At 70.2% G+C, this 22,262-nt stretch carries 17 protein-coding genes; 10 read left to right on the plus strand and 7 right to left on the minus strand.

Features of this window, described 5'->3' with window-relative positions; translation table 11 throughout:
* Positions 1 to 27 precede the first annotated feature (27 nt).
* Positions 28 to 1,398 (minus strand): trigger factor, encoded by a 1,371-nt coding sequence (gene tig / locus ACLJO0_RS34990; RefSeq protein ID WP_396567420.1) that lies wholly within the window; start codon positions 1,396 to 1,398, stop codon positions 28 to 30.
* Positions 1,399 to 1,926: 528 nt separating this feature from the next.
* On the opposite strand from tig, the gene ACLJO0_RS34995 reads away from it, so the two are divergent.
* The 7 genes from ACLJO0_RS34995 to ACLJO0_RS35025 all read left to right on the plus strand — a co-directional run bounded on the left by ACLJO0_RS34995 (position 1,927) and on the right by ACLJO0_RS35025 (position 12,609).
* Positions 1,927 to 3,939 (plus strand): fatty acid desaturase, encoded by a 2,013-nt coding sequence (locus ACLJO0_RS34995; protein ID WP_410583527.1) that lies wholly within the window; start codon positions 1,927 to 1,929, stop codon positions 3,937 to 3,939.
* Between the two features lie 349 nt (positions 3,940 to 4,288).
* On the plus strand, positions 4,289 to 5,821 hold the full coding sequence (locus ACLJO0_RS35000; protein ID WP_410583346.1) for a sensor histidine kinase: 1,533 nt from the start codon (positions 4,289 to 4,291) through the stop codon (positions 5,819 to 5,821).
* Between the two features lie 4 nt (positions 5,822 to 5,825).
* Complete coding sequence (locus ACLJO0_RS35005; RefSeq protein WP_410583348.1) at positions 5,826 to 7,667, plus strand: ArnT family glycosyltransferase; 1,842 nt, start codon at positions 5,826 to 5,828, stop codon at positions 7,665 to 7,667.
* A gap of 74 nt (positions 7,668 to 7,741) precedes the next feature.
* Entirely contained in the window at positions 7,742 to 8,995 is a 1,254-nt protein-coding gene (locus tag ACLJO0_RS35010) for a glycosyltransferase (RefSeq protein ID WP_410583350.1), read from the plus strand.
* 4 nt (positions 8,996 to 8,999) lie between these two features.
* Positions 9,000 to 10,859 (plus strand): glycosyltransferase family 39 protein, encoded by a 1,860-nt coding sequence (locus tag ACLJO0_RS35015; protein ID WP_410583352.1) that lies wholly within the window; start codon positions 9,000 to 9,002, stop codon positions 10,857 to 10,859.
* A gap of 44 nt (positions 10,860 to 10,903) precedes the next feature.
* On the plus strand, positions 10,904 to 11,725 hold the full coding sequence (locus ACLJO0_RS35020) for a hypothetical protein (RefSeq protein ID WP_410583353.1): 822 nt from the start codon (positions 10,904 to 10,906) through the stop codon (positions 11,723 to 11,725).
* Positions 11,726 to 11,910: 185 nt separating this feature from the next.
* On the plus strand, positions 11,911 to 12,609 hold the full coding sequence (locus ACLJO0_RS35025) for a PP2C family protein-serine/threonine phosphatase (protein WP_125793085.1): 699 nt from the start codon (positions 11,911 to 11,913) through the stop codon (positions 12,607 to 12,609).
* A gap of 9 nt (positions 12,610 to 12,618) precedes the next feature.
* On the opposite strand, the gene ACLJO0_RS35030 is transcribed toward ACLJO0_RS35025, so the two are convergent.
* From ACLJO0_RS35030 to ACLJO0_RS35045, 4 genes are all read right to left on the minus strand, one after another.
* A complete protein-coding gene (locus tag ACLJO0_RS35030; RefSeq protein WP_410583356.1) occupies positions 12,619 to 13,083 on the minus strand; it encodes a DUF2127 domain-containing protein in 465 nt (154 codons plus the stop codon).
* A 59-nt stretch (positions 13,084 to 13,142) separates the two neighbouring features.
* Positions 13,143 to 13,547, minus strand: a complete 405-nt coding sequence (locus ACLJO0_RS35035) for a hypothetical protein (RefSeq protein ID WP_410583358.1) — start codon at positions 13,545 to 13,547, stop codon at positions 13,143 to 13,145.
* Positions 13,548 to 13,586: 39 nt separating this feature from the next.
* Complete coding sequence (locus ACLJO0_RS35040; protein WP_410583360.1) at positions 13,587 to 15,044, minus strand: amidohydrolase; 1,458 nt, start codon at positions 15,042 to 15,044, stop codon at positions 13,587 to 13,589.
* Positions 15,045 to 15,137: 93 nt separating this feature from the next.
* Positions 15,138 to 15,590, minus strand: coding sequence for a MarR family winged helix-turn-helix transcriptional regulator (locus ACLJO0_RS35045; RefSeq protein WP_410583362.1), 453 nt, complete (start codon positions 15,588 to 15,590; stop codon positions 15,138 to 15,140).
* Positions 15,591 to 15,732: 142 nt separating this feature from the next.
* Here ACLJO0_RS35045 and ACLJO0_RS35050 point away from each other — a divergent pair, with 142 nt between their 5' ends.
* From ACLJO0_RS35050 to ACLJO0_RS35060, 3 genes are all read left to right on the plus strand, one after another.
* Positions 15,733 to 16,914 (plus strand): MFS transporter, encoded by a 1,182-nt coding sequence (locus ACLJO0_RS35050; RefSeq protein ID WP_410583364.1) that lies wholly within the window; start codon positions 15,733 to 15,735, stop codon positions 16,912 to 16,914.
* Positions 16,915 to 16,942: 28 nt separating this feature from the next.
* Entirely contained in the window at positions 16,943 to 17,776 is an 834-nt protein-coding gene (locus ACLJO0_RS35055) for an aldo/keto reductase (protein WP_410583366.1), read from the plus strand.
* A 221-nt stretch (positions 17,777 to 17,997) separates the two neighbouring features.
* Complete coding sequence (locus ACLJO0_RS35060; protein ID WP_410583368.1) at positions 17,998 to 19,839, plus strand: M48 family metalloprotease; 1,842 nt, start codon at positions 17,998 to 18,000, stop codon at positions 19,837 to 19,839.
* A 230-nt stretch (positions 19,840 to 20,069) separates the two neighbouring features.
* Here ACLJO0_RS35060 and ACLJO0_RS35065 read toward each other — a convergent pair whose 3' ends face one another.
* Together ACLJO0_RS35065 and ACLJO0_RS35070 are read right to left on the minus strand one after the other, a co-directional pair.
* Positions 20,070 to 20,900: an SAM-dependent methyltransferase gene (locus ACLJO0_RS35065; RefSeq protein ID WP_410583369.1), complete on the minus strand. Its 831-nt coding sequence runs from the start codon at positions 20,898 to 20,900 to the stop codon at positions 20,070 to 20,072.
* 139 nt (positions 20,901 to 21,039) lie between these two features.
* The gene (locus tag ACLJO0_RS35070; RefSeq protein WP_410583371.1) at positions 21,040 to 22,137 is read right to left on the minus strand and encodes a WD40/YVTN/BNR-like repeat-containing protein; all 1,098 of its coding nucleotides are present in this window, start codon (positions 22,135 to 22,137) and stop codon (positions 21,040 to 21,042) included.
* Positions 22,138 to 22,262: the final 125 nt, after the last annotated feature.

Consider the following 22,262-nt stretch of genomic DNA (forward strand, 5'->3'; position numbering starts at 1 on the left):
GTCCGTTTCGACCGGACCGCGTATTCCCTACTCGGCCGCAGTCTTCGCGGTCTCTTCGGTGACCTGCGTCTCCTCGGCTGCGGGGCCGAAGAGCTCTTCGAGGTCGACCGTGGCGCCGGAGGCGTCGGTCACGGTGGTCTTGCGGACCACCGAGGCCAGCGCCTTGCCGCGGCGCACGTCGGCGTAGATCGCGGTCAGCTGGCCGGACTGCTGCGCCCGCTGGACGTACTCGTCCGGGCTGACGCCGAAGCGCTGCGCCTGGTAGATGATGCGTTCGGTGAGCTCGCCGTCGTTGACCGACGTCTGCTCGGCGTCGGCGATGCTGTCCAGCAGCAGCTGCGTGCGGACGGCCTTCTCCGACTCCTCGCGGACCTCGGTGTCGAACTCTTCGAGGGTGCGCCCTTCGGCCTCGAGTGCCTGCGCGAACTGCGCCTCGTCGTGGTCGAACGGGTGGATCGCGTCGTGCTTGCGGTTCTCGATCTCGGCCTCGAGGACCTTCTCCGGGATCGCGACCTCGGTGCGCTCGAGGAGCTCCTCGAGGACCTTGTCGCGGGCCTGGACGCCCTGCTGCATCTTCTTGACGCGGCCGAGACGCTCGCGAAGGTCGGCCTTCAGCTCGTCGATCGTGTCGAACTCGCTCGCCATCTGGGCGAACTCGTCGTCCGCCTCGGGCAGCTCGCGCTGCTTGATGGTCTGCACGGTGACGGTGACGTCGGCGTCCTTGCCCGTGTGCTCGCCGGCGACCAGCTTCGTGGTGAAGGTCTTGGTCTCGCCCGCCTTCGCACCGATGATGGCCTCGTCGATCCCGTCGACGAGCTGGCCGGAGCCGATCTCGTAGGACAGGCCGGTGGTCGAGGCCTCCTCGACCTCCTGACCGTCGACGGTGGCCGCGAGGTCGATCGAGACGAAGTCGCCGTTCTCGGCCGGACGGTCGACGCCGGTCAGCGTGCCGAAGCGGGCGCGCAGCTCGTCGAGCTGCTCGTCGACCTCGGCGTCGGTCAGTTCGACGTCGTCGACGCTGACCGCGAAGCCCTCGAGGTCGGGCAGCGAGATCTCCGGGCGGATGTCGACTTCGGCGGTGAACTCGAGGACCTCACGGTCCTCCAGCTTGGTCACCTCGAACTCGGGCTGGCCGAGCGTGCGGACCTCGCCCGCGCGCACGGCTTCCATGTACTTGGCCGGAATGACCTCGTTGACGACCTCGTCGAGCACCGGGGCTCGCCCGATCCGGCTTTCCAGCACGCGAGCCGGCGCCTTGCCCGGGCGGAAGCCGGGGATGCGCACCTGCTGGGCGATCTTGCGGTAGGCGCGGTCGAAGTTCGGCTTGAGCTCGTCGAACGGCACCTCGACATTGATCTTGACTCGCGTCGGGCTGAGCTGCTCGACGGTGCTCTTCAACGTATTCTCCTCGAGCGGTAAACGATGTGATGGGCATCCGCATGCGGTCGACAGCGGATGTGCCCTGGCCAGCTTGTGGACAGGGCCGTCCGAGTCTAGGCCGTGTCCTGTGGGTCTGTTCGACGGGGTTCGTGATCCAGGCGGTTCCTGGCGGTGCGGGCGGATCGGCCTCGTACCGGGTCGTACTCGGCCGCATCCGTCCGCGCCGTCAGGGACCGCCCCCCGGCCGAGCACAGCTACCGCGCACGGTCCGGCGAACAGGGCGCGGACCACCCGATCGGACGAGTTTTCGGTTCTTCTCTGTTACGAAGCCGACCGTTCCTGGACACGGATGCGCGCCACGCCTCACCATCGGGCGCTGTGACGTGGTGTTTCGGCACTCACATGAAGTTTACAAACCAGTACTAATTGTCTACGGTGTGACAGCTTGTCCCGGTAGCCATCGACCGAGGGGAACGATCGATGACCGTCGCCGTAACCCGGTCCGAGGACACGGGAGAGATACCCGAGAGAAGACCGAGACGCGGTGTGCCCAGCCCGCGGATCCCGCTGCCGGTCGTCTCGGTGCCGACAGTGTTGTTGTTCACCGGCGGCCTCATGGTGTGGAGCGGCGCCACCTGGCTGGTCGTCAACGAGGCCGCGCCGCTGTGGGTGACCATTCCCCTGCACGCGCTCGTCACCTTCACCATGTTCACCGTGCTGCACGAGTCGACGCACCACGCGGCCGGACAGCTCACCTGGGTCAACGAACTGCTCGGCAGGCTCGCGATGCCGTTCGTGGCGGCCTACGGCTCCTTTCCCCTGGTGCGCTACATCCATCTGGAGCACCACCGCAACACCAACGAGGACGCCCACACCGATCCCGACGCCTGGACCGCGCACGGCCCCTGGTGGCAGTTGCCGCTGCGCTGGCTGACCATCGACTTCTGGTACGCCCGCTTCTACGTGGCCCGGCAGCGCATGCGCCCGCCGTCGGAGCGGATCGAGACCGCGGCCGTCGTCACGCTGAGCCTCGCCGCGTTCGCCTGGCTGGCCGTGACCGGCCACGGCTGGGAACTGCTGATGGTCTACCTGGTCCCGCAGCGCCTCGGGCTGGCCGTGCTGGCCTGGTGGTTCGACTGGCTCCCCCATCACGACCTCGGCGCGCAGCGGCAGAACCGGTTCGGCGCCACCCGCGTCCGCGTCGGGCTCGAATGGCTGATGACGCCGATCATGCTGTGCCAGAACTACCACCTGGTGCACCATCTCCACCCGGCGATCCCGTTCTACCGGTACCTGCGTACTTGGAAGGACAACCGCGACGCCTATCTCGCCAGGGACGTCCCGATCGCGACCCCGTGGGGCCGCGAGCTGACGTCGACGGAGTACCGCGAGTGGCGTCAGCTCACCGGTTCGTTCGACGAGGAACCGCCCGCTCCCCAGCCCCGGGGGCCGAGCCGGTTCCACTCACTGCGGGTCGCCGAGGTCCGGCCGCTGTGCGAGGGCGCCGTCACCGTGACGTTCGACGTGCCGGAGCGGCTGCGGGAGACCTTCCGGTTCACCCCCGGCCAGCATCTCGTCATCCGAGCCGAGGTCGACGGGGAAGAGGTGCGGCGCGCCTACTCGATCTGCTCGACGCCGGACTCCGGCATCCTGCGGATCGCGATCAAGCACCAGCTCGGCGGCGCGTTCTCGACGTTCGCCACGACGGAGCTCGCGGCGGGCGACGAACTGGACGTCCTGCCCCCCGACGGCGTTTTCACCCTGACCCCGGACCAAGGCCGCGCGGGCCGGTACGTCGCGCTCGCCGCGGGCAGCGGGATCACGCCGATCCTGTCGATCCTCACCGCGACACTGGAGAACGAGCCGAACAGCAAGGCGACCCTGCTGTACATCAACACCTCCGGCGCCAGCACGATGTTCGCCGACGAACTCGGCGGCCTCGCCGCGCGACTGGGCGGACGGCTGCACGTCGTGCACTACCGCACCGACGAACGCGACCCGGACCTGCGGACACACCGGCTGGAGAAGCCGTTCGACATCGTCGGCGAGGCGCTGGCCATCTCGCACGAGCGCTACCAGCGCGGCCGGCTCGACAGCACCCGACTCCGCGCACTGCTGCAAGCGCGGCTGCACCCGGCAAAGGTGGACGACTGGTTCCTGTGCGGCCCGCGCGACCTCGTCGACATGGCCCGCCGGACACTGGCCGATCGTGACGTCCCCGAGGAACACGTCCACTTCGAACTGTTCCAAGGCGCGCTTCCCGTCCGGCCCTCGCGACGGCCGGGCCCGACGCTGACGGTGACGGCGGCCGGGAAGACCGTCGAAATCCCCGCGACGGTGGGCGAAACCGTGCTCAGCGCCGCGCTGCGGCACGGCGTCGACGCGCCGTACGCGTGCGTCGGCGGCGCTTGCGGCACCTGCCGGGCGACGGTGGTGCGAGGCAGCGCGCGGATGGACGTGCACTACGCACTCGGGGACGAGGAGGTCGCGGCCGGGCAGATCCTGACCTGCCGGGCGGTGGCGACTTCGGCCGAACTGGGCGTGGACTACGACCGCTGAGGGGCTCTTCGGTTGCGCGCCGGGCGGTAGCGAGGGCCTCCTTCACTACCCTCAGGGTAGGCAAGGAGGCCTTCACGGGCTGGTGCGGTAGGGGCTTGCGGCAGGGAGCGCAGCTGTCCGACCGGCGCCAAGAGAGCGCTATGAAAGGTCCTTTACTTGCAAATTTTGCAAGTAAAGGACCTTTCATAGCACGCGACGCGCCGGTCACCAACGCCTTGCGTTCGGCTCCCCAGTCCGGTGTGGACGGTGTGTTTCGCTCATGACACTTGCGGCGGCCTCTCCCACGCGCACAGCGGGCTCACAGGCGGGACACAACGCGCGCATACGACCGCGGCGCACCCTCGGGGTCATGGCACCCGGTTCGGTCCCGACCACCGGCCCGCGCCGGTCGTTCCGGCCCGGGCGGCTTTCCCTGCGCGCCAAGCTGACCGGCTCGATGGTGGTGTTGCTCGCCTTCGTCTGCCTGGTGATCGGCGTCGCCAGTGAGGTCGCCTTGCGGTCGTTCCTCACCCGCCAGATCGACGACCAGCTCTCGGCCGCGTCGGCCCGTGCCCACGACTTCGCGAACCGGCCGCCGGAGGACGGCTTCGGTCCCGATCCGCTCGACGCGCCGGGCCAGGCTTCCGGGACGCTCAGCGTGCGTTTCTCCGGTGATCGGGTGCTGTACGCGGGGATCCTTACCGTGCAAGGACTTCCGCAGGGATTGTCGGCCGAACAGGAGTACGGCCTGTTCGCCGTCCCGGCGGACCGGCCGCCGATGACGATAACGCTCGGCGGTCTGGGCGAATACCGCGTGCAGGCCGTCTCGATCCCCGGCGGCGCGGTCGTCACCGGGCTCCCCCTCGGGCCGATGCAGGACACCTTGACCACGGTCCGGTGGATCCTGTTCGGGGTCGCGCTGGCGGGGGTCGCCGGCGCGGGGTTCCTCGGCGCGTTCGCGGTGCGGCGCACGCTGCGGCCACTCGACCGGGTCGCGGCGACCGCGGGCCGGGTGTCGGCGATGCGGCTCGACCGCGGTCATGTCGCGCTTTCGGTGCGGGTGCCCGAGATCGACACCGACCCGCGGACCGAGGTCGGCCAGGTCGGTTCGGCGCTGAACCTCATGCTCGGGCACATCTCGCGGGCGCTGGAGGCCCGGCAGGCCAGTGAGACGCGGGTCCGCCGGTTCGTCGCGGACGCGAGCCACGAACTCCGCACGCCGCTCGCGGCGATCCGCGGGTACGCCGAACTCGCCGGCCGCGGCAGCGCGCTGGTCCCGCCGGACGTCGCGCGTTCGATGTCCCGCATCCAGTCCGAGGCCGCCCGGATGACGACGCTGGTCGAGGACCTCCTGCTCCTGGCGAGGCTCGACGCCGGACGGCCGCTCGAAGCGGCCGAAGTCGACCTCACCCGGCTGACCGCGGACGCCGTCGGCGACGCGCACGTCGCCGGCCCGGACCACCGCTGGCAGCTGCGACTCCCGCCCGAATCCGTGTTCGTGCGCGGCGACGTCCAGCGCCTGCACCAGGTCCTGGCGAACCTGCTGTCCAACTCGCGCACGCACACTCCGCCGGGCACCACGGTGATCACCGCGCTGAGCCGCTCCCACAGCGGATCCGCGGTGCTCACCGTCACCGACAACGGGCCCGGGATCGCCCCCGAACTCCTGCCGAGCGTGTTCGAACGCTTCGCCCGCGGCGACACTTCCCGGTCGCGGACCGCGGGCAGCACCGGGCTCGGGATGGCGATCGCGTCGGCCATCGTCGTGGCCCATCACGGCACGATCGAGGTGCACAGCCGTCCGGGGCACACCGAGTTCGCCGTCCATCTGCCGGTGATCGGATCCTCACAGCGGGTGCACAGCTTCGGCACAACCACGCCCCAGGTCGGCCCCCGACGCTGAGGCCATGACCCTCCTCGCCTCCCGCGACGAAGCCGATCGAACCGCTCCCCCCGCCCGAGGCACACCGGCCGATCCGCGCTGGGTCCGGCCGTCCGTGGCCGCGCTGCTGCTCGCGACCGCGCTCCTGTACCTGTGGAACCTCGGGGAATCCGGCTGGGCCAACGCTTTCTACTCGGCGGCAGCGCAGGCCGGGTCACTGAGCTGGAAAGCGTTGTTCTTCGGTTCCAGCGACGCCGCGAACGCGATCACGGTGGACAAGACACCGGCCGCGTTGTGGGTGATGAGCCTTTCCGCGCGCCTGTTCGGCGTCAACGCCTGGAGCGTCCTGGTGCCGCAGGCGCTGATGGGGGTCGGCTCGGTGGCGTTGCTGTTCGCCGCGGTGCGGCGGACGTCCGGCCCGGCCGCGGGTCTGCTGGCGGGAGCCGTTCTCGCGCTCACCCCGGCCGCCGCGCTGATGTTCCGGTTCAACAACCCCGACGCGCTGCTGGTCCTGCTCTTGACCGCGGGCGCCTACTGCGTCGTCCGCGCGCTGGAGAAAGCGAGCCCGCGCTGGCTGGCGCTGGCCGGGGTCGCCGTCGGATTCGGTTTCCTCGCGAAGATGCTGCAGGCGTTCCTGGTGCTGCCCGCGTTCGGGCTCGCGTATCTGATCGCCGCGCCGGTCTCACTGGGCCGCCGCCTGCTGCATCTGCTCGGGGCCTTGATCTGCACCTTCCTGTCCACCGGCTGGTATCTCGCCGTCGTCGCGTTGTGGCCCGCCGCGGACCGGCCGTACATCGGCGGCTCGCAGGAGAACAGCCTGTGGGAACTCGCCTTCGGCTACAACGGTTTCGGCCGCATCACCGGGGACGAGGTCGGCAGTGTCGGCGGAGGCGGCTGGGGCGGCACGGGCTGGGACCGGTTGTTCGGCAGTGAGATGGCGGGCGGAATCGCCTGGCTGCTCCCGGCCGCCGTCCTCGCGCTGGCCACCGGGCTGTGGTTCACCCGCCGGGCTCCGCGCACCGACCGCGGCCGCGCGGCACTGATCGTCTGGGGCGGCTGGTTCCTGGTGACCGCCGTGGTGTTCAGCTCCATGAGCGGCATCATCCACGCCTACTACACGATCGCGCTCGCCCCGGCGATCGCGGCACTCGTCGGGATCGCGGGCACTCAGTTGTGGCGCGCACGGGGGAATCCGGCCGCCGCGGGCGCCTTGAGCGCCGGAATCGGGCTGACCGCGCTGACGGCTCATCTCCTGCTGTCGCGGCAATCCGACTGGCTTCCCGGCCTGTCGATCGCGATCCTCGTCGCCGGTCTCCTGTGCGCTTTCCTGGTGTTCGTCGCAGCGCGCTTACCTGATGTGGCAAGGCGTCTGGTCGCCGTCGGCGCGCTGATCACCGTTCTCGCGGGCACCGGCGCGTACACCGTCGCGACGGCCGCCACCCCGCATTCCGGCGCACTGCCTTCCGCCGGACCGGAAACGGGCCGTGGCATGAGAATGGGCGGCCCCGGTGGTCTGCTCGGGGCGAGCCTGCCCGGCGAAAACCTGGCCGCCCTGCTCCGGCAGGGAAGCGAGAACCACACCTGGACAGCGGCGACCGTCGGCTCCAACAACGCGGCGGGCTATCAGCTCGGCAGCGGGGCGCCGGTGATGGCCGTCGGCGGGTTCAACGGCACGGATCCGGCACCCACCCTGGAACAGTTCCAAGAGCTTGTCCGAAGTGGACGGATCCACTACTTCCTGGGCGACGGCATGATGATGCGCGGGGAGACCGGCAGCGACGCCGCCGAGCGGATCGCCGCCTGGGTCGCGGAAACCTACCGGCCGACCACGGTGGACGGCGTCACCGTCTACGACCTGAGCCGGTGAAACCCGTGCCGGAACACAGCGACGGCACAGCCGGGACACAAGCCGGCCTCAGCGCGATGGCCGAGATTGACGATATGACAGCCGCGATCATCTCCGGCGCCGAAACCGGCCGCCGCCCCGCCATCGCCCCGGACGGCTCACCCGTCCTCGACGTCGTCATCCCGGTCTACAACGAGGAAACCGACCTGGAGCCGTGCATCCGCGGGCTGCACGCGCACCTCGCGGAGCAGTTCCCGTACCCGTTCCGGATCACCGTCGCGGACAACGCCAGCACCGACGGCACCCTCCGGGTCGCCGAACGGCTGAGCCGCGAGTTCGACGACGTCGAAGTCCGTCACCTCGAAGAGAAAGGCCGCGGCCGCGCGCTGCGTGCCGTCTGGTCCACTTCGGACGCTCCGGTGCTGGCCTACATGGACGTCGACCTCTCGACCGATCTGGCCGCGCTCGGGCCGCTCGTCGCACCACTGCTGTCCGGGCACTCCGACCTCGCCATCGGCAGCAGGCTCGCGCGCGGCGCGCGGGTGGTGCGCGGACCGAAACGGGAGTTCATCTCCCGCTGCTACAACCTGATCCTGCGCGGCACGCTGGCGGCGAGGTTCAGCGACGCGCAATGCGGGTTCAAGGCGATCCGCGCCGACGTCGCCGAGCGCCTGCTCCCCCACATCCAGGACACCGGCTGGTTCTTCGACACCGAATTGCTCGTGCTGGCGCAGAAAGCGGGGCTGCGGATCCACGAGGTCCCGGTCGACTGGGTGGACGACCCGGACTCGTCGGTGAACATCGTCGCCACCGCGACCGCCGACCTCAAAGGCATCGCGCGCCTGACCAAGGCGACGCTGACCGGCCAGATCCCGATCAGCGGCCTGCGCGAACAGCTCGGCCGCGCGCCGATCCAGGTGCGGGCGCCGGGGGTGGCGCCGAGCCTGGTGCGGCAACTGGTGCGGTTCGCCGCCGTCGGCGTCGCCAGCACCATCGCCTACCTCGTGCTCTTCCTGTTGCTGCGGACGTTCACCGGCGCACAGGTGGCCAACCTCGTCGCACTGCTGGTGACGGCGATCGGCAACACCGCGCTCAACCGGCGCCTGACCTTCGGCATCCGCGGCCGGGAAGGCGCCGGGCTGCACCAGTTCCAGGGCCTCATCGTGTTCGGCCTCGGGCTCGCGCTCACCAGTGGCGCCCTGGCGCTGCTGCACACGATGACGGCACCGGGACTGCCGCTCGAGATCACCGCGCTCGTGCTCGCGAACCTCGCGGCCACCGTCCTGCGCTTCCTGTTGCTGCGCGGCTGGGTGTTCCGCCGCCGCACCGCCACCGAGATGGAGAGCTGATCCCATGACCACCGCACTCGCTTCCCGGGCGGAGCCTGGACACGTCGAGGAAAACACTGCGAAACCACCCGGCCGGTGGGTCCGGCCCGCCGTCTTCGGGCTGCTCGCCGCCACCGCGCTGCTGTACTTCTGGAACCTGACCGCCTCCGGCTACGGCAACTCGTTCTACGCGGCGGCGGTGCAGTCCGGCACCCAGGACTGGAAGGCGTGGCTGTTCGGCTCCCTCGACGCGGGGAACGTGCTGACCGTCGACAAACCCCCGGCCGCGCTCTGGGTCACGACGGCGTTCGCCCGGGTCTTCGGCTTCTCCAGCTTCACCGTGCTGGCGCCCCAGGCCTTGATGGGGGTCGCCTCCGTCGGCCTGCTGTATCTGACGGTGAAGCGGACCTCCGGACCGGTCGCCGGGCTGTTCGCCGGGGCGGCGCTCGCCGTCACCCCGGTCGCCGCGCTCATGTTCAGGTTCAACAACCCCGACGCACTGCTGACGCTGCTGCTGATCGCCGGCGGGTACTGCACGATCCGCGCGATCGAAAAGGCGAGCCCACGCTGGCTGGCCTTCGCCGGCGTCGCCGTCGGATTCGGCTTCCTCACCAAGATGATGCAGGCGTTCCTGGTGCTGCCCGCGTTCGGGCTCGCCTACCTGATCGCCGCGCCGACCTCGCTGGGCAAGCGGTTGCTGCACCTTTCCGGAGCTTTGGGCGCCACCGTCCTGTCAGCAGGCTGGTTCATCGCGCTGGTCGACCTGTGGCCGACCTCATCACGGCCGTACATCGGGGGGTCGGACGGCGACAGCCTGCTCGAACTGGCGCTGGGCTACAACGGCCTCGGCCGGATCTTCGGCATGGGCGGCGGCGTGATGGTGGGCGGTCCGAGCGGGGTCGTGAGCGGCTCGGCCGGCGGGAACGTCGGCTTCGGCGGCGAGAGCGGCCTGACCCGGATGTTCGGTGCCAGCTTCGGCGGCGAGGTGTCGTGGCTGCTGCCCGCCGCACTGATCGGGCTGGTCGCGGGGCTGTGGTTCACCAGGCGGGCCGCGGGGACCGACCGGACGAGGGCCGCGCTCATCATGTGGGGCGGCTGGATGCTCGTGAGCGCGCTGGTGTTCAGCTTCATGAGCGGCATCGTGCACCCGTACTACGCCGTCGCGCTGGCGCCGTCGATCGCCGCCGTGGTCGCGATCTCCGGGACCTCGCTGTGGCGCGGCCGGGCGCATCTCGCGCCGCGGGTGTTCCTGTCGCTGATGATCGCGGCCAGCGCCGTCTGGGCGTACATCCTGTTGGACCGCAACGCCGACTGGCTGCCCGCGCTGCGCTGGACCATCGCCGGGCTCGGCCTGGTGACCGCGACCGTCGTCCTGGTGGGTGTCCCGCCGATGCGGAAACTCGTCGCCGTCGTGGCGACGGCCGCCGTGCTGACCGTCGGCCTCGGCACCACGGCGTTCGGCGTCGAAACCGCTTCGCAGGCGCACTCCGGCTCGATCCCGATCTCCGGTCCGGCCGTGAACGACCCCCGCGGGATGGGCGGCATGGGAATGGGAATGGACGAGGGTTCGTCGGCGGAGATCGGGGCCCTGCTCGCCGCGACCACGACGAAATGGGCGGCCGCGGCGCCGAGTTCGCAGTCCGCGGCGAATCTGGAGCTCGCGAGCGGGAAGTCGGTGATCGGCATCGGCGGCTGGAGCGGTTCGGATCCGGCGCCGACACTCGCGGAATTCCAGCAGTACGTGGCGAACGGCGACATCACCTACTACGTCGAAGGAGGCCGCGGCGGCCCCGGCGGCGGCTCGGACGAGATCGCCGAATGGGTAGCGGACAACTTCGCCGCCACCACCGTCGGCGAGCAGACGGTGTACCGCCTGCTCTCCTGAAAATGCTTCGACAAGTGTTGGGGCGCACGGGAATCCTGGACGGCGTGAATCGGCCGTACCGCTGGGACCTCGTGCGCCCCGACCAACTCGGGACGCTGCTGGAACGCGCCGAAAAGCCGTCGCTGTGGTTCCTGGACGAGCTGATCGCGTGCGCCGCGAAGGTGATCGCCCGCGCGGGAGACGCGGACCTGTACTTCGTCGGACGTTCCGCGGACAGCGTGCACGATCTGCTGAGCGGAACCCCGTGGCGGGAACGGATCCATCAGTTGCCGCTGTCGTTCGCGGGAGCCCGTAACGGCCTGACGGCCGCCGATGTGGCGCAGCTGCGCGCCAATCTCACCGCGGCGGGGCTCAGCCCGTACGACCTCGCACGCGGACGACCGAAGGTCTTCGTCGACCTGGTCTACACAGGACAGACGTTCACCGAGCTGTACCGGCTGCTGCGCGACTGGATCGACGACGAACGCGAGGCCTGGAGCATCATCCGCGGCAGGCTCCGGTTCCTCGGGATCACCATCCGCGAGGACACGACCCCGTCGGCGTTCCGGTGGCAGCAGCACTTCGACTGGCCCGCCGAACTGCCCGCGAACGGGGTCCGGAACATCTCGCTCGACTGGCCGGTCTGGCACTACTTCGGCGACGTGCAGGCAAAACTCACCGCCTCCTTCCCGCGGCCGCGCTGGTCGGACGAGAACGGCCGCGCGCCGGAGCATTCGGAAAAGCGGCTGCGGGGACTCGCCGAAGCGGTCGCCATCGTCGAGGCGGGCCGCTCGAAGGCGGCGCGGGACCTGCTGGTTCGGCACCTTCGAAACGAACCGGCGATGGCGGAGAGCTGGCTGCGGACGCTGATCACCCGGCTGCGGTGACCGGCCGCGGCACGTCCGGTCGGGCACTGCGCCGCACTCACGCGAGTTACGTGTGTGATCACGCGAGTTACGCCTCTGATCACGAGACGGGACCGACAGGCGCCCGACACCGAACCCTCAGCTCGCCCACAGGAAAGAGGCGGACGCTGGAAGCAGGCGGATCACCCAGGGGTGAGGAGAAGACCATGAGGGAGCTTCCACACTGGCACACGGCGAGCGCGCAGGGGCCACGCGCGCACAACGCGGACGCCGTCGCGGCGTATGCGGCCGCGGGCGGACGGGGAATCGTGTTCGCGCTGGCCGACGGAGTCGGAGATCACCCGAACGCGGCACGAGCGGCGCGGACGGCGGCTTCGGCGGCGGCCCGGACACCGGTCGAGCAGGGCGCCGCCGGGGCTGTTCTCGCTGCTCAGCGCGCTGTACTCGGGCTCGGCGGGACCGGTGACTGCGTCCTCGTCGTGGCCGTCCGGACCGACGAGGGGTATGGCATCGCGTGGGTCGGGGACGCGCGGGCGTACGCTTGGGATGGTCACACCGTGCGGCAAGTGACCAAGGACCATACGCTCGCGCAGTACTTCCGCGACCACGAACAGCCCGTGACACCGCGGATGGAACACGTCGTCACCACCAGCGTCCGCACGGCCGCCGCGCACGAGATCGGCACGGCCACCGTCACGACCGGCGGGCTCGTGCTCACCAGCGACGGTGTGCACAAGACGCTCAGCGGTCCGACCATGCTCGACATCCTCGGGATGCCGGACAGGGCGGCCACCGAGCTGGTGCGGACGGCGATCTCGCTCGGTGGCTCGGACAACGCCACCGCGATCGTGGTGGATCCGCCCAGTGCGGAGGTCACCACGGAAAAGTTTCGCGTCGCGGCCTGAACCGGGCGGTCAGGCCGCGACGCGATCCCGTTTCAGCTGCCGGTATTCGCGCAGCACCAGCACGACGATCACGACGTCGAGGGCGGCGAAGAACGGCAGCGCCAGCGAGTGCGTGTGGATCGCGCGGAAGATCTCGTAGACCACGAACGCCGAGAGCACGACGGCGGCGACGGGGTACGCCCGCATCACCTTCTTCGCCAGCGCCCAGACCAGGCCGAGTTTGATCAGTCCGTGCACGACGAGGTACACGACGGCGAACGTCCGGCCTTCGACGAAGTGGCCGGCCGCGAGTTCGAGGTGCCGGGCCAGCGTCCCTTCGGGGTCGCCGAGCAGGTCGCGGGTGACCACGGCGTGCGCGAAACCGGAGACGGCCGACGCCGGCACGAGCATCAGGACGAGCCCGCCCACCAGCTGCAACGCGCCGTCGAGCCCCTTCAGGGTGATGGCGATCCGGAACAGCTTCTCGGTGTTCATGGGCGCTCCCTCCGCGATCACCTCACCCTGCCCCACGTGGCGGCCGTCCGCAGCCGCCGTCACCGGAACAGGCGGTCCCGGCAGGCAGGGCACCGCTCGTGCCGTGCGGTGCGGCCGGAGGGGTCCCTGCCGTAGAAGGGAAAGCACGGCGCTCCGCAGAGGGCGAGATAGATCCGCCCGCAGCGCAGCGGCCGTCCGCCGACGTTGTGGGCCACGCTCAGCGACTGGTGATGTTCACCCGTTCCGGGCAGCCAGCCGTCGTCCGGCAGCTTCGCCAGCACGTCGGCGTTGACGTCGTCCGAGCGGCGGAGCAGCGCGCCGCCGAGGTCGGTGAGCCGTTCCCCGAGATCGCGGAGAACGTCGGCGCGCGGCACGTCGTCCTCCACCATCCGGGTGACGAAGGTGATGTCGGTGCTCAGGGAGCCGTGGAGGTCCCGGAGCCGGTCGAGCAGGCGATGATCCATGCCCTTCCATTAAGGCGTTGCGCACTGGCAAGGAAAGGCTCAAGCCGCGTAGGTGACCCGGCCGTTCATGACGGTGGCCGTGACGGGGGTGTCGCGCAGCCCGGCCGGGGACAGCCGCGACGGGTCCACCGCGGTGACGACCAGGTCCGCGACGTCTCCGACGGCCACTCCGGTCCGGCCGCCGGACGACGCCGCGAGCGCGGCCTCCAGCGGCATGGCCTGCTCGGGATGCCACGGCGGCCGATCGTCGTCGGTGCGGCTGACCGCCGACGCGATCGCGTCCCACGGGTCCAGCGGCGCGACCGGCGCGTCGGAGCCGAACTCCAGCCGCACCCCGGCGCGATGCAAAGCGCCGTAAGGGAAGGCCCGATCGGTCCAGCCGTGCCAGTGCCGGTCGGCGACGTCGCGGTCGTCCGGCTGATGGGCGGGCTGGACGCTCGCCACGACACCCAGTTCGGCGAAGCGCGCGACGTCCTCGGCACACAGCAGCTGCGCGTGTTCGATGCGGCCTGAGCACCCGACGCCGGCGAAGGCGTCGAGCGCGATCTTGTTGGCGTGATCGCCGATCGCGTGCACCGCGGGGGAAAGACCGTGTTCGGAAGCCTTGCGCATCAACGGTTCCAGCTCCTCGGGCGGCAGTTCGAGCAGCCCGTGGGACTCCGTTCCGGCGTAGTGGCCCACGCAGTACGCGGTGCGGGTGTTCAGCGAACCGTCGACGAAGAGCTTGTACGGGCCGACCGTGAGCAGGCCGCCGGTGTCTTCGAGGACGTCACCGGTGCGGTGGCCGCGTTCGACGGCGGTGTCGAGCAGGTACTTCGCGATCACGCAGGAGATCCGGACCGGCAGGGGTTTCCGCGCCAGCCGTCGCCGCCAGTCGGTGACGGTGTCGGCGTACTCGTAGTCGACGATCTTGGTGACACCGCGGGCGGCCGCCGCGTCGAGCGCGTCGGCGACCCAGCCGTCGATGGCGTCGTCGGGGGCGACCGGGAGTTCGGCCGTCGCGCTCATGCAGTCGTTCTCCAGCAGCACGCCGGTCGGATGCTCGCGGCCGATGAGCTTCAGCGCGGCAGGGCTGAGCCACAGCGTGTGGAGGTCGGCGCTGAACAGGGCGACCGGATGCCCGGGCAGCGCCTTCTGCAGCAGGTCCTTGTGCGGGGCGTCGGACCAAAGACCGTCGCGGAACCCGGCGCCGAGGACGAGATCACCGGGCGGCACGGGATTCGCCAGCAGATGGGCGAGCACGAGCTCGACCGTGTGCGCGGCCGACGTCGCCTCCCCGAGCGGGATCCGGCGGCGCGCGGCCGACCACTGCGCGGTGTGCACATGCGCGTCGACGAGGCCGGGCAGCAGCGTGCCGCCGTGCCCGTCCAGGATCTCCGACGCCTCACCCGCCTGACCGGGTCCCGCGATGGCCGCGATCCGGCCGTCCTTGATCAGCACGTCCGACAGGGAACCCGCCAAGCCGACCCGGACCCGGCGCAACAGAAGATCTTCCACGCCCTCACCTTGCCAGCCAGTACCGCGATTCGGCACCTGCTTGCGGTGGTTCGCTATGCCAACCACCGCAAGCAGGTGCCGAATTGCGGGACGTCAGGAGCGGGCGAAGGTGAGCTTTCCGAGCGCGGCGACCAAGGGCGCGAGTTCGGGGAGTTCCTCGGCGGCGGCGAGTGCCTCGGTGAGGACGGTGTCGTGCGTCGGCCGCGCGGCCGCGAGCAGTTCCTGCCCGGACGGGGTGACCTCGGTGTAGATCCCCCGCCGGTCGTCCGGGCACAGGTACCGCTGCAGCAGTCCCCGGTCCTCCAGCCGCGACACCAGCCGGGTCGTCGCCGACTGGCTGAGCACGACGGCGTTCGACAGCTGGTTCATCCGCAGGTGGAACCCGTCCTGGCGGGCGAGCACGTCCAGCACCGTGTACTCGGTGACGGACAGCTCGTGCTTCCGCGCCAGCGCGCGCTCGAGCGCGTCCTCGATCCGCGCGTGCAGTGCGGCCAGGGTCCGCCAGCCCTGCGCACGCGCCTCCACGGCGTCGTCGGCCAGTGACACGGTTCACCTCTTCCCCGGTTGCCCGAGCTTCGTTGCGTCCTGCATCATCAAGCGTGTGCAATATACGGCGCATGCAACTATTTCGGACGCTCGTAGTTGCTCACGCCAGTAACCCCACTCTACGGGAAGAAGTGAGAACCCCATGCCTGCCGCTCTGCTCGCATTGGCGATCAGCGCCTTCGGGATCGGCACCACCGAGTTCGTGATCATGGGCCTGTTGCCCGAGGTCGCGGCCGACTTCGGTGTCTCGATCCCCTCCGCCGGGCTGCTGATCTCCGGATACGCGCTCGGCGTCGTGGTCGGCGCCCCGGTACTCACCGCGCTCGCGTCGCGGGTGCCGCGCAAGACGGTCCTCGTCGGCCTCATGGTCCTGTTCATCGCCGGCAACGTCGTTTCCGCGCTGGCCCCCACCTACGGCCTGCTGATGACCGGCCGCGTGGTCGCCGCGCTCTCGCACGGCGCGTTCTTCGGCGTCGGCGCGGTCGTCGCGGCCTCGCTGGTCGCGCCGAACAAGCAGGCCGGCGCCATCGCGATGATGTTCACCGGGCTCACCGTCGCCAACGTCCTCGGCGTCCCCGCCGGTACCGCGCTCGGTCAGGCACTGGGCTGGCGCTCGACGTTCTGGGCGGTCAGCGCGCTCGGGGTGATCGGCCTGATCGGGATCCTCGCACTGGTTCCGGTCCAGCCGACGACGAAGAGCGCGGGACTGCGCAGCGAACTGGCCGTGTTCCGGCGTCCGCAGGTGTGGCTCGCGCTGGCGATGACGGCACTCGGCTTCGCCGGGGTGTTCGCGTCCTTCACCTACATCGCCCCGATGATGACCGAGGTCGCCGGCTTCTCCCCCGGCGCGGTGACCTGGCTGCTGGTGCTGTTCGGCGCCGGGCTGTTCGCGGGCAACCTGGTCGGCGGCAAGGCGGCCGACCGGGCGCTGATGCCCAGCCTGTACGTCATCCTCGCCGTGCTCGCGGCCGTGCTGGTCGTGTTCGTCTTCACCGCGCACGCCCAGCTCCCCGCCGCGATCACCATCGCGGTCTTCGGCGCCGCCGGTTTCGCGACCGTCGCGCCGCTGCAGGCCCGCGTCATGAACAAGGCCGAAGGCGCGCCCGCGATGGCTTCGGCCGCCAACATCGCCGCGTTCAACCTCGGCAACGCCGCGGGCGCGTGGCTCGGCGGCAAGGCCATCGACGCGGGTCTCGGCTACACCGCGCCCAACTGGATCGGCGCCGGGCTCGCACTCGCCGGACTGCTGGTCGCGGTCATCTCCGGCATGCTCGACAGCGGGCGGCGAAAGGCTCGTCGCGCCGAACTGGCCCCCGCCGCCTGACCCGCGAGTACCCACGAAAGGAACGCAAGTGACCGACATTCCCACCGTCAAGCTCACCAACGGGGTGGAGATGCCGCAGCTCGGGTTCGGCGTCTTCCAGGTGCCGGACGAGGAGACCACCGCCGCCGTCAAGGCCGCGCTGGACGCGGGCTACCGCAGCATCGACACCGCCGCCATCTACGGCAACGAAGCGGGCGTCGGCAAGGCGCTCGCCGAGTCCGGGATCGCCCGTGACGAACTGTTCATCACCACCAAGCTGTGGAACAGCGAACAGGGCTACGACGCCACTCTGAAGGCGTTCGACGCCAGCATGGCCAAACTCGGCCTGGAGAAACTGGATCTGTATCTCATCCACTGGCCGACGCCGGAGCGCGATCTCTACCGGGACACGTGGAAGGCCTTCGAGAAGCTCTACGCCGACGGCCGGGTGCGCGCGATCGGCGTGTCCAACTTCCAGCCCGCGCACCTCGAACGGCTTCTCGACGCCGGTTCCGTGACCCCGGCGGTCAACCAGGTCGAGGTGCACCCGTACCTGCAGCAGGTCGAGGTGCGCGAGTACGACGCGAAGCACGGCATCGCGACCGAAGCGTGGAGCCCGCTGGCCAAGGGCGGCGACCTGCTCGGCGAGGACGCGATCAAGGCGCTCGCTTCGAAGCACGGCCGCACCCCGGCACAGGTCGTGCTGCGGTGGCATCTGCAGCTCGGCAACGTCGTGATCCCGAAGTCCGTGACACCGTCTCGGATCAAGGAGAACCTCGACGTCTTCGGGTTCACGCTGTCGGAGGAGGACATCGCGTCGCTGGCCGTGCTGGACCGCGGCGAGCGGACCGGTCCGGACCCCGACACCTTCAACGTCGCCTAGCCCCCTCCCGCAATTGGTCACCTACTTGCGGCCTCGCGCGCCCAGTGAGCGCAAGTAGGTGACTGATTGCGTGTTCGCAGGTCGTGGGCGTAGCTCTTTGTTCCGGCACGAGCCCGCTGTGTAGCCGGTTACTATTCGGCCGCACAGACGGCACTTGTGCGAAAAGAGGTAACCGGACGATGCAGGCCCGAGGACGCGCCGTCCTCGCGACACTTCTGCTCGTGGCGTTCCCAGTGGTGGTCGTCGCGGTGGGTGTCGCCAGTGTGCTGGCGGGCCTGCGGATCCAGGGCAAGATCGGCATGTACGTCATGTTCGCCGGGCTCGCGGTCATGATCGCGCTGGGCTTCGGGCTGGTGAGCGCGTTGCGGGCGCGGCGTCCCCCGATCGAGGGGCCGCGACTCGACCGTGACGCCCATCCCGCGTTGTGGGAGATGATCGACGACCTCGCCGCCCAGGTGAAGACGCGGCCGCCGGACGAGATCGTCCTGATCGGCGAGATCAACGCGGCGGTCAGCGAGGACGCCCGGTTCCTCGGTCTGCGGCCGGGGCGCCGCACGATGCTGATCGGGCTGCCGTTGCTGGCCGCGATGAGCGTGAGCGAGCTGCGTTCGGTGCTGGCGCACGAGCTCGGGCACTACAGCGGCGGCCACACCCGTTTGCTCGCGCTGACCTACCGGGGCACCCAGACGCTCGCCTTCACCGTCGACAGGCTGGACGGCGGCCCCGCGAGGGCCCTGCTCTCCGCCTACTCGAAGCTGTACCTGCTGGTCGCCCGGTCGGCGAACCGGCGGCAGGAACTGCAGGCCGACGAGGCGTCGGTGCTCGCGGCGGGCAGCCGGACGGCGGCCGCGGCGCTGCGGAAGGTCGCGACGCTGAGCCCGCTCTGGAAGGACTACGCCGAGCGCTACCTCTCACTCGGCGCGACGGCGCGGCGCACTCCCCCGGTGCTGCTGGGGTTCCGGTCGTACCTCAATCACCCCGTCCAGCGAGACTGGGTGGCCGAGTACGCCGAAGACATCATCGACGGCGAGGAGCTGTCGAAGTACGACAGTCATCCGCCCACGAAGCGCCGGATCGCCGCGCTCGCCGGTGTGCCGGACAACCCGGTGAAGCCGGACGCGCGGCCTGGCTGGTCGCTGCTGGGGGCGCCGAAGGTCGACGTGCCCGAGGCGGAGCTGGACGTGCTGATCCGCGACGTCGGGCCGCGCGCGGACTGGGACGAGGTCGTCAAACGCGCGGGCCGGGCGTCGGTGGCGGAGGGCGCGAGGCTGCTGACCTCGGCCGGGCTCGAAAGCAGGCTGGCTCCGCGCGGCACGATCGGCGAGGTCGTGCGGGTCCTGCGCGACGGTGACGCCGAGGCGCTCGCCAGGCCCCTGCGGGCCCCGTCCCGCGAAGAGGGCCTCGAACTGCTGACCGAGCTGTTCGCCGACACCGTCACCGCCGCGATGATCGACAACGGCGTCGCCGCGCACCGCCTGAACTGGGGCGGCGGCTGGGAACTGTGCCTCGGCGACGGCGAGCCGTTCGACGTCGCCGAGCTGGTCGCCCCGGCGGTGCGAAGCCCGCGCGCGGTCGACGAACTGGTCCACAACCTGCAACTGCTGAACGTGCCCGCCGCGTACTTCTGCAAGCAAGAGCCCCAACCCGAGCCCGATCCCGCCGAAGCCCGGATGCTCGGGCTGTTCACCGTGCTGAAGGCCAAGCGGAGGCTCTACGACCTGATCGTCTGCGACACCGAAGTGATCTTGCTACCGATGGCGCGCTCGGTGCTGGTCCGCCGCGGACTCGCCGGCCTGATCGGGGCGCGCGGGGTGTCGGACCGCAAACGGATCCGGAAGCTGCGGGAGCGCGGCCTCGACGATCTGCGCGCCGAACCGGGCGCGCGGCGGATCCCGTTCGCGGACATCGTCGCGGGCGGTTTCCCCCGCCGGAAACTCACCGTGTACCTGACGATGGAGCTCTCCGACGGCGAAACGCTGGAACTCGCGATCACCGGCAACACCGAGGACTTCGGCACGGCCCACGACGAACTGAAGGCGTTCTTCAGCTCGCTGAAGGCCTGAGGCCGGGCGGGTCGTGAGTGGTAATGAGGGTTCTCGCATCCAGGCACGCGAGTCACACCCGTCCCACTGTCACCAGGGACCACATCCGACGGTAGCGAAAGCCTCCTTCACTACCGTCAGAGTAGGCAAGGAGGCCCTCACTACCAGGAGAACTCGTCCGCGACTGTCCTTTATGGACACAAGGCAAGGCCGCGGGCACCCGAATCGCCCCTTACGAGTCCCGCCGCAACCTAGAGCTTGAACCCCACGCCGCCGAGGCTCAGGTGGTTCAGCTCGGTCAGCGGCGCGAGGCGCGGGCCTTCCGGCCACCATTCGTGCAGGTGGACCAGCCCGGGCTCGAGGATCTCCAGCCCGTCGAACAGGGCCTCGATCTCCTCGCGGTTCCGGTGCACCGTGCGGTGCCCGGTGCTGCCCATGAGGTCGTCGAGTTTCCGCGCGAGCGCGCCGCGCGCGCCCTCGCCGGGGGTGAAGTCGTGGGTGATCAGTACGTAGGACCCCGGTGCGATCGCGTCGACGTAGGCGCGGACGACGGCCTGCGCCTTGCCGAAGTCTTCGATGTGGTGCAGCACCGAGTTCAGGATCACCGCGACCGGGCGGTCGAGTTCGATGTGCTCGGCGACCACCGGATCGGCGAGGGTCTGCTCGGGATCGGTCAGATCCGCGCCGCTGACGTGGACGAGGTGGTCTTCCAGCAGCGCCAGCCCGTGTGCCTGGACGACCGGGTCGTGGTCGACGTAGACGACCAGCGCGTCGGGGTTGTACCGCTGCGCCGCCTGATGGGTGTTCTCCGCGGTCGGCAGGCCGGAGCCGAGGTCGAGGAACTGGTCGATGCCGCGGGCGCCGGCGAGGAACCGGACCACCCGGTTCGCCCAGGAGCGGAACTCCTTGGCCATCGCGGCGGCGTCGGGGGCGAGGGTGAGCAGGTCGTCGACCGCCCGCCTGTCGACCTCGTAGTGGTCGTGCCCGCCGAGAAGGGCGTCCTTCATCCGGGCGAGGTTGGGCTTGCTGTAGTCGAGGGGAAGCGGGCGCCTCGGCACAGACCGGACCTCGTCCGAAGTCATGGACACGTTCCACCCTTCAGCCGCGCACGGGCCACGTGAACGTGCCCACGGCTCCCTCGACATCGACGGACCGTACACAGATTACGACATGGCGTGCATCCCCGTGAACCTCCCCAAGGGCCTTGCCCACCTGCGACGATCACCCGAAGGCGAGCTCACGCCACGTGCCACCGCCGTCGGTGGTGCGGTACACGGCCGATCCGCCGTCGGCGTCGGGCAGGCCGTCCACGACCACGCCCACCCGTTCATCGGGGAAGTCCAGGTCGTTGAGGCAGACGCCGCGGCCGCTGAGCTCCGTCGTCGTCCAGGTCGCCCCGCCGTCGGCGGTGCTGTGCAGGAATCCGGTGCCGCCGCCTTCCGCCGCGACGGTCGCCGACGTGGGCGACGCCGCGCTGAAGCTCTGATTGATCCCGAGAGTGGGCGCCTGCGCCGTTCCGGTGAAGTGGCCGCCGAGCTTCGGCGCGCGCCACAGCCGCCGGACGGTCGCCCCCGGCTGCGGTGTCCCCGGTCCCCCGCTGCACAACGCCAGCACGTGCCCCTGCCGGACCCCGCTCAGTGAAGCCGCGCTGTCCGCTGGGCAGGGCGGCGGCGCGGGTGCGAAGCTCAGGCCGTCCGACGACGTCCAGTACTTCTGGACGCGGTAGTCCGCTCCCATCGACACCTGGATCCCGCCGCTGGTGGCGATGTCCCCATAGGTGGACGAGCCGGTGACGGTGAACCCCGGGACGGGCTGGAGGAGCCGCGTTCCGGAGATCCCCGCGTACAGCGTCGTCGTCGACGGGCTCCCGAAACCGGTGACCATCGCGAACATCCGAGGCCCTGCTTCGGTGATCTTCGAAATATAGAAGGGTCCCCGGACACCGGCGAGCCGGACCTCGGACCACTTGCCGCCGCCGTCGTGGCTGGCGAGCAGCCGGGTGCCGTCGGAGAGGAAGACGTGGCGTTCGTCGACCACCGTGAGCTTCACCTGATTGTGGTTGTCCGGCAACGAGATCGGCGGTTCGCCGACGCGCCGCCACCGCTTCCCGCCGTCGGCGGTCGACAGCAGGGACGCGCACCATCCCGGTCTGCCGCAAGGGAAGAAGCCGAGGACGAAGCCACGCAGCGGCCCGGTCCAACTCGTCGAAGCGGGAGCGAAACCCTTGGGCACAGCCGAATCGGCGGCGGCGGGCGGAGTGAAGACGGCCAGGGCGGTCAGTGCGGTGGCGGCGAGCGCGGCCCACCGGTTCGGCTTCATGTCCACGAGACGTCCGGCCCCCGCCGGGGTTGCCCGCCGTTCGGGGTGAACCCGCAGATCATCTCGGGTACGCTGTCGACCCTTGTTTCGCCCGGCGCCGAACCGGGTATACGGCGTTCGGCCGG

Origin of the sequence: Amycolatopsis sp. lyj-108, from assembly GCF_046549005.1 — a bacterium.
In the GTDB taxonomy this organism is placed as follows: Bacteria; Actinomycetota; Actinomycetes; order Mycobacteriales; family Pseudonocardiaceae; genus Amycolatopsis.

Excerpts from the sequence above, each read along its gene's own strand:
- ACLJO0_RS35025 (WP_125793085.1), top strand. The coding sequence starts at position 11,911 with ATGAGGGAGCTTCCACACTGGCACACGGCGAGCGCGCAGGGGCCACGC.
- ACLJO0_RS35015 (WP_410583352.1), top strand. The coding sequence starts at position 9,000 with ATGACCACCGCACTCGCTTCCCGGGCGGAGCCTGGACACGTCGAGGAA.
- ACLJO0_RS35010 (WP_410583350.1), top strand. The coding sequence starts at position 7,742 with ATGACAGCCGCGATCATCTCCGGCGCCGAAACCGGCCGCCGCCCCGCC.
- ACLJO0_RS35030 (WP_410583356.1), bottom strand. The coding sequence starts at position 13,083 with ATGAACACCGAGAAGCTGTTCCGGATCGCCATCACCCTGAAGGGGCTC.
- ACLJO0_RS35005 (WP_410583348.1), top strand. The coding sequence starts at position 5,826 with ATGACCCTCCTCGCCTCCCGCGACGAAGCCGATCGAACCGCTCCCCCC.
- ACLJO0_RS35050 (WP_410583364.1), top strand. The coding sequence starts at position 15,733 with ATGCCTGCCGCTCTGCTCGCATTGGCGATCAGCGCCTTCGGGATCGGC.
- ACLJO0_RS35070 (WP_410583371.1), bottom strand. The coding sequence starts at position 22,137 with ATGAAGCCGAACCGGTGGGCCGCGCTCGCCGCCACCGCACTGACCGCC.
- ACLJO0_RS35000 (WP_410583346.1), top strand. The coding sequence starts at position 4,289 with ATGGCACCCGGTTCGGTCCCGACCACCGGCCCGCGCCGGTCGTTCCGG.
- ACLJO0_RS35035 (WP_410583358.1), bottom strand. The coding sequence starts at position 13,547 with ATGGATCATCGCCTGCTCGACCGGCTCCGGGACCTCCACGGCTCCCTG.
- ACLJO0_RS35065 (WP_410583369.1), bottom strand. The coding sequence starts at position 20,900 with ATGACTTCGGACGAGGTCCGGTCTGTGCCGAGGCGCCCGCTTCCCCTC.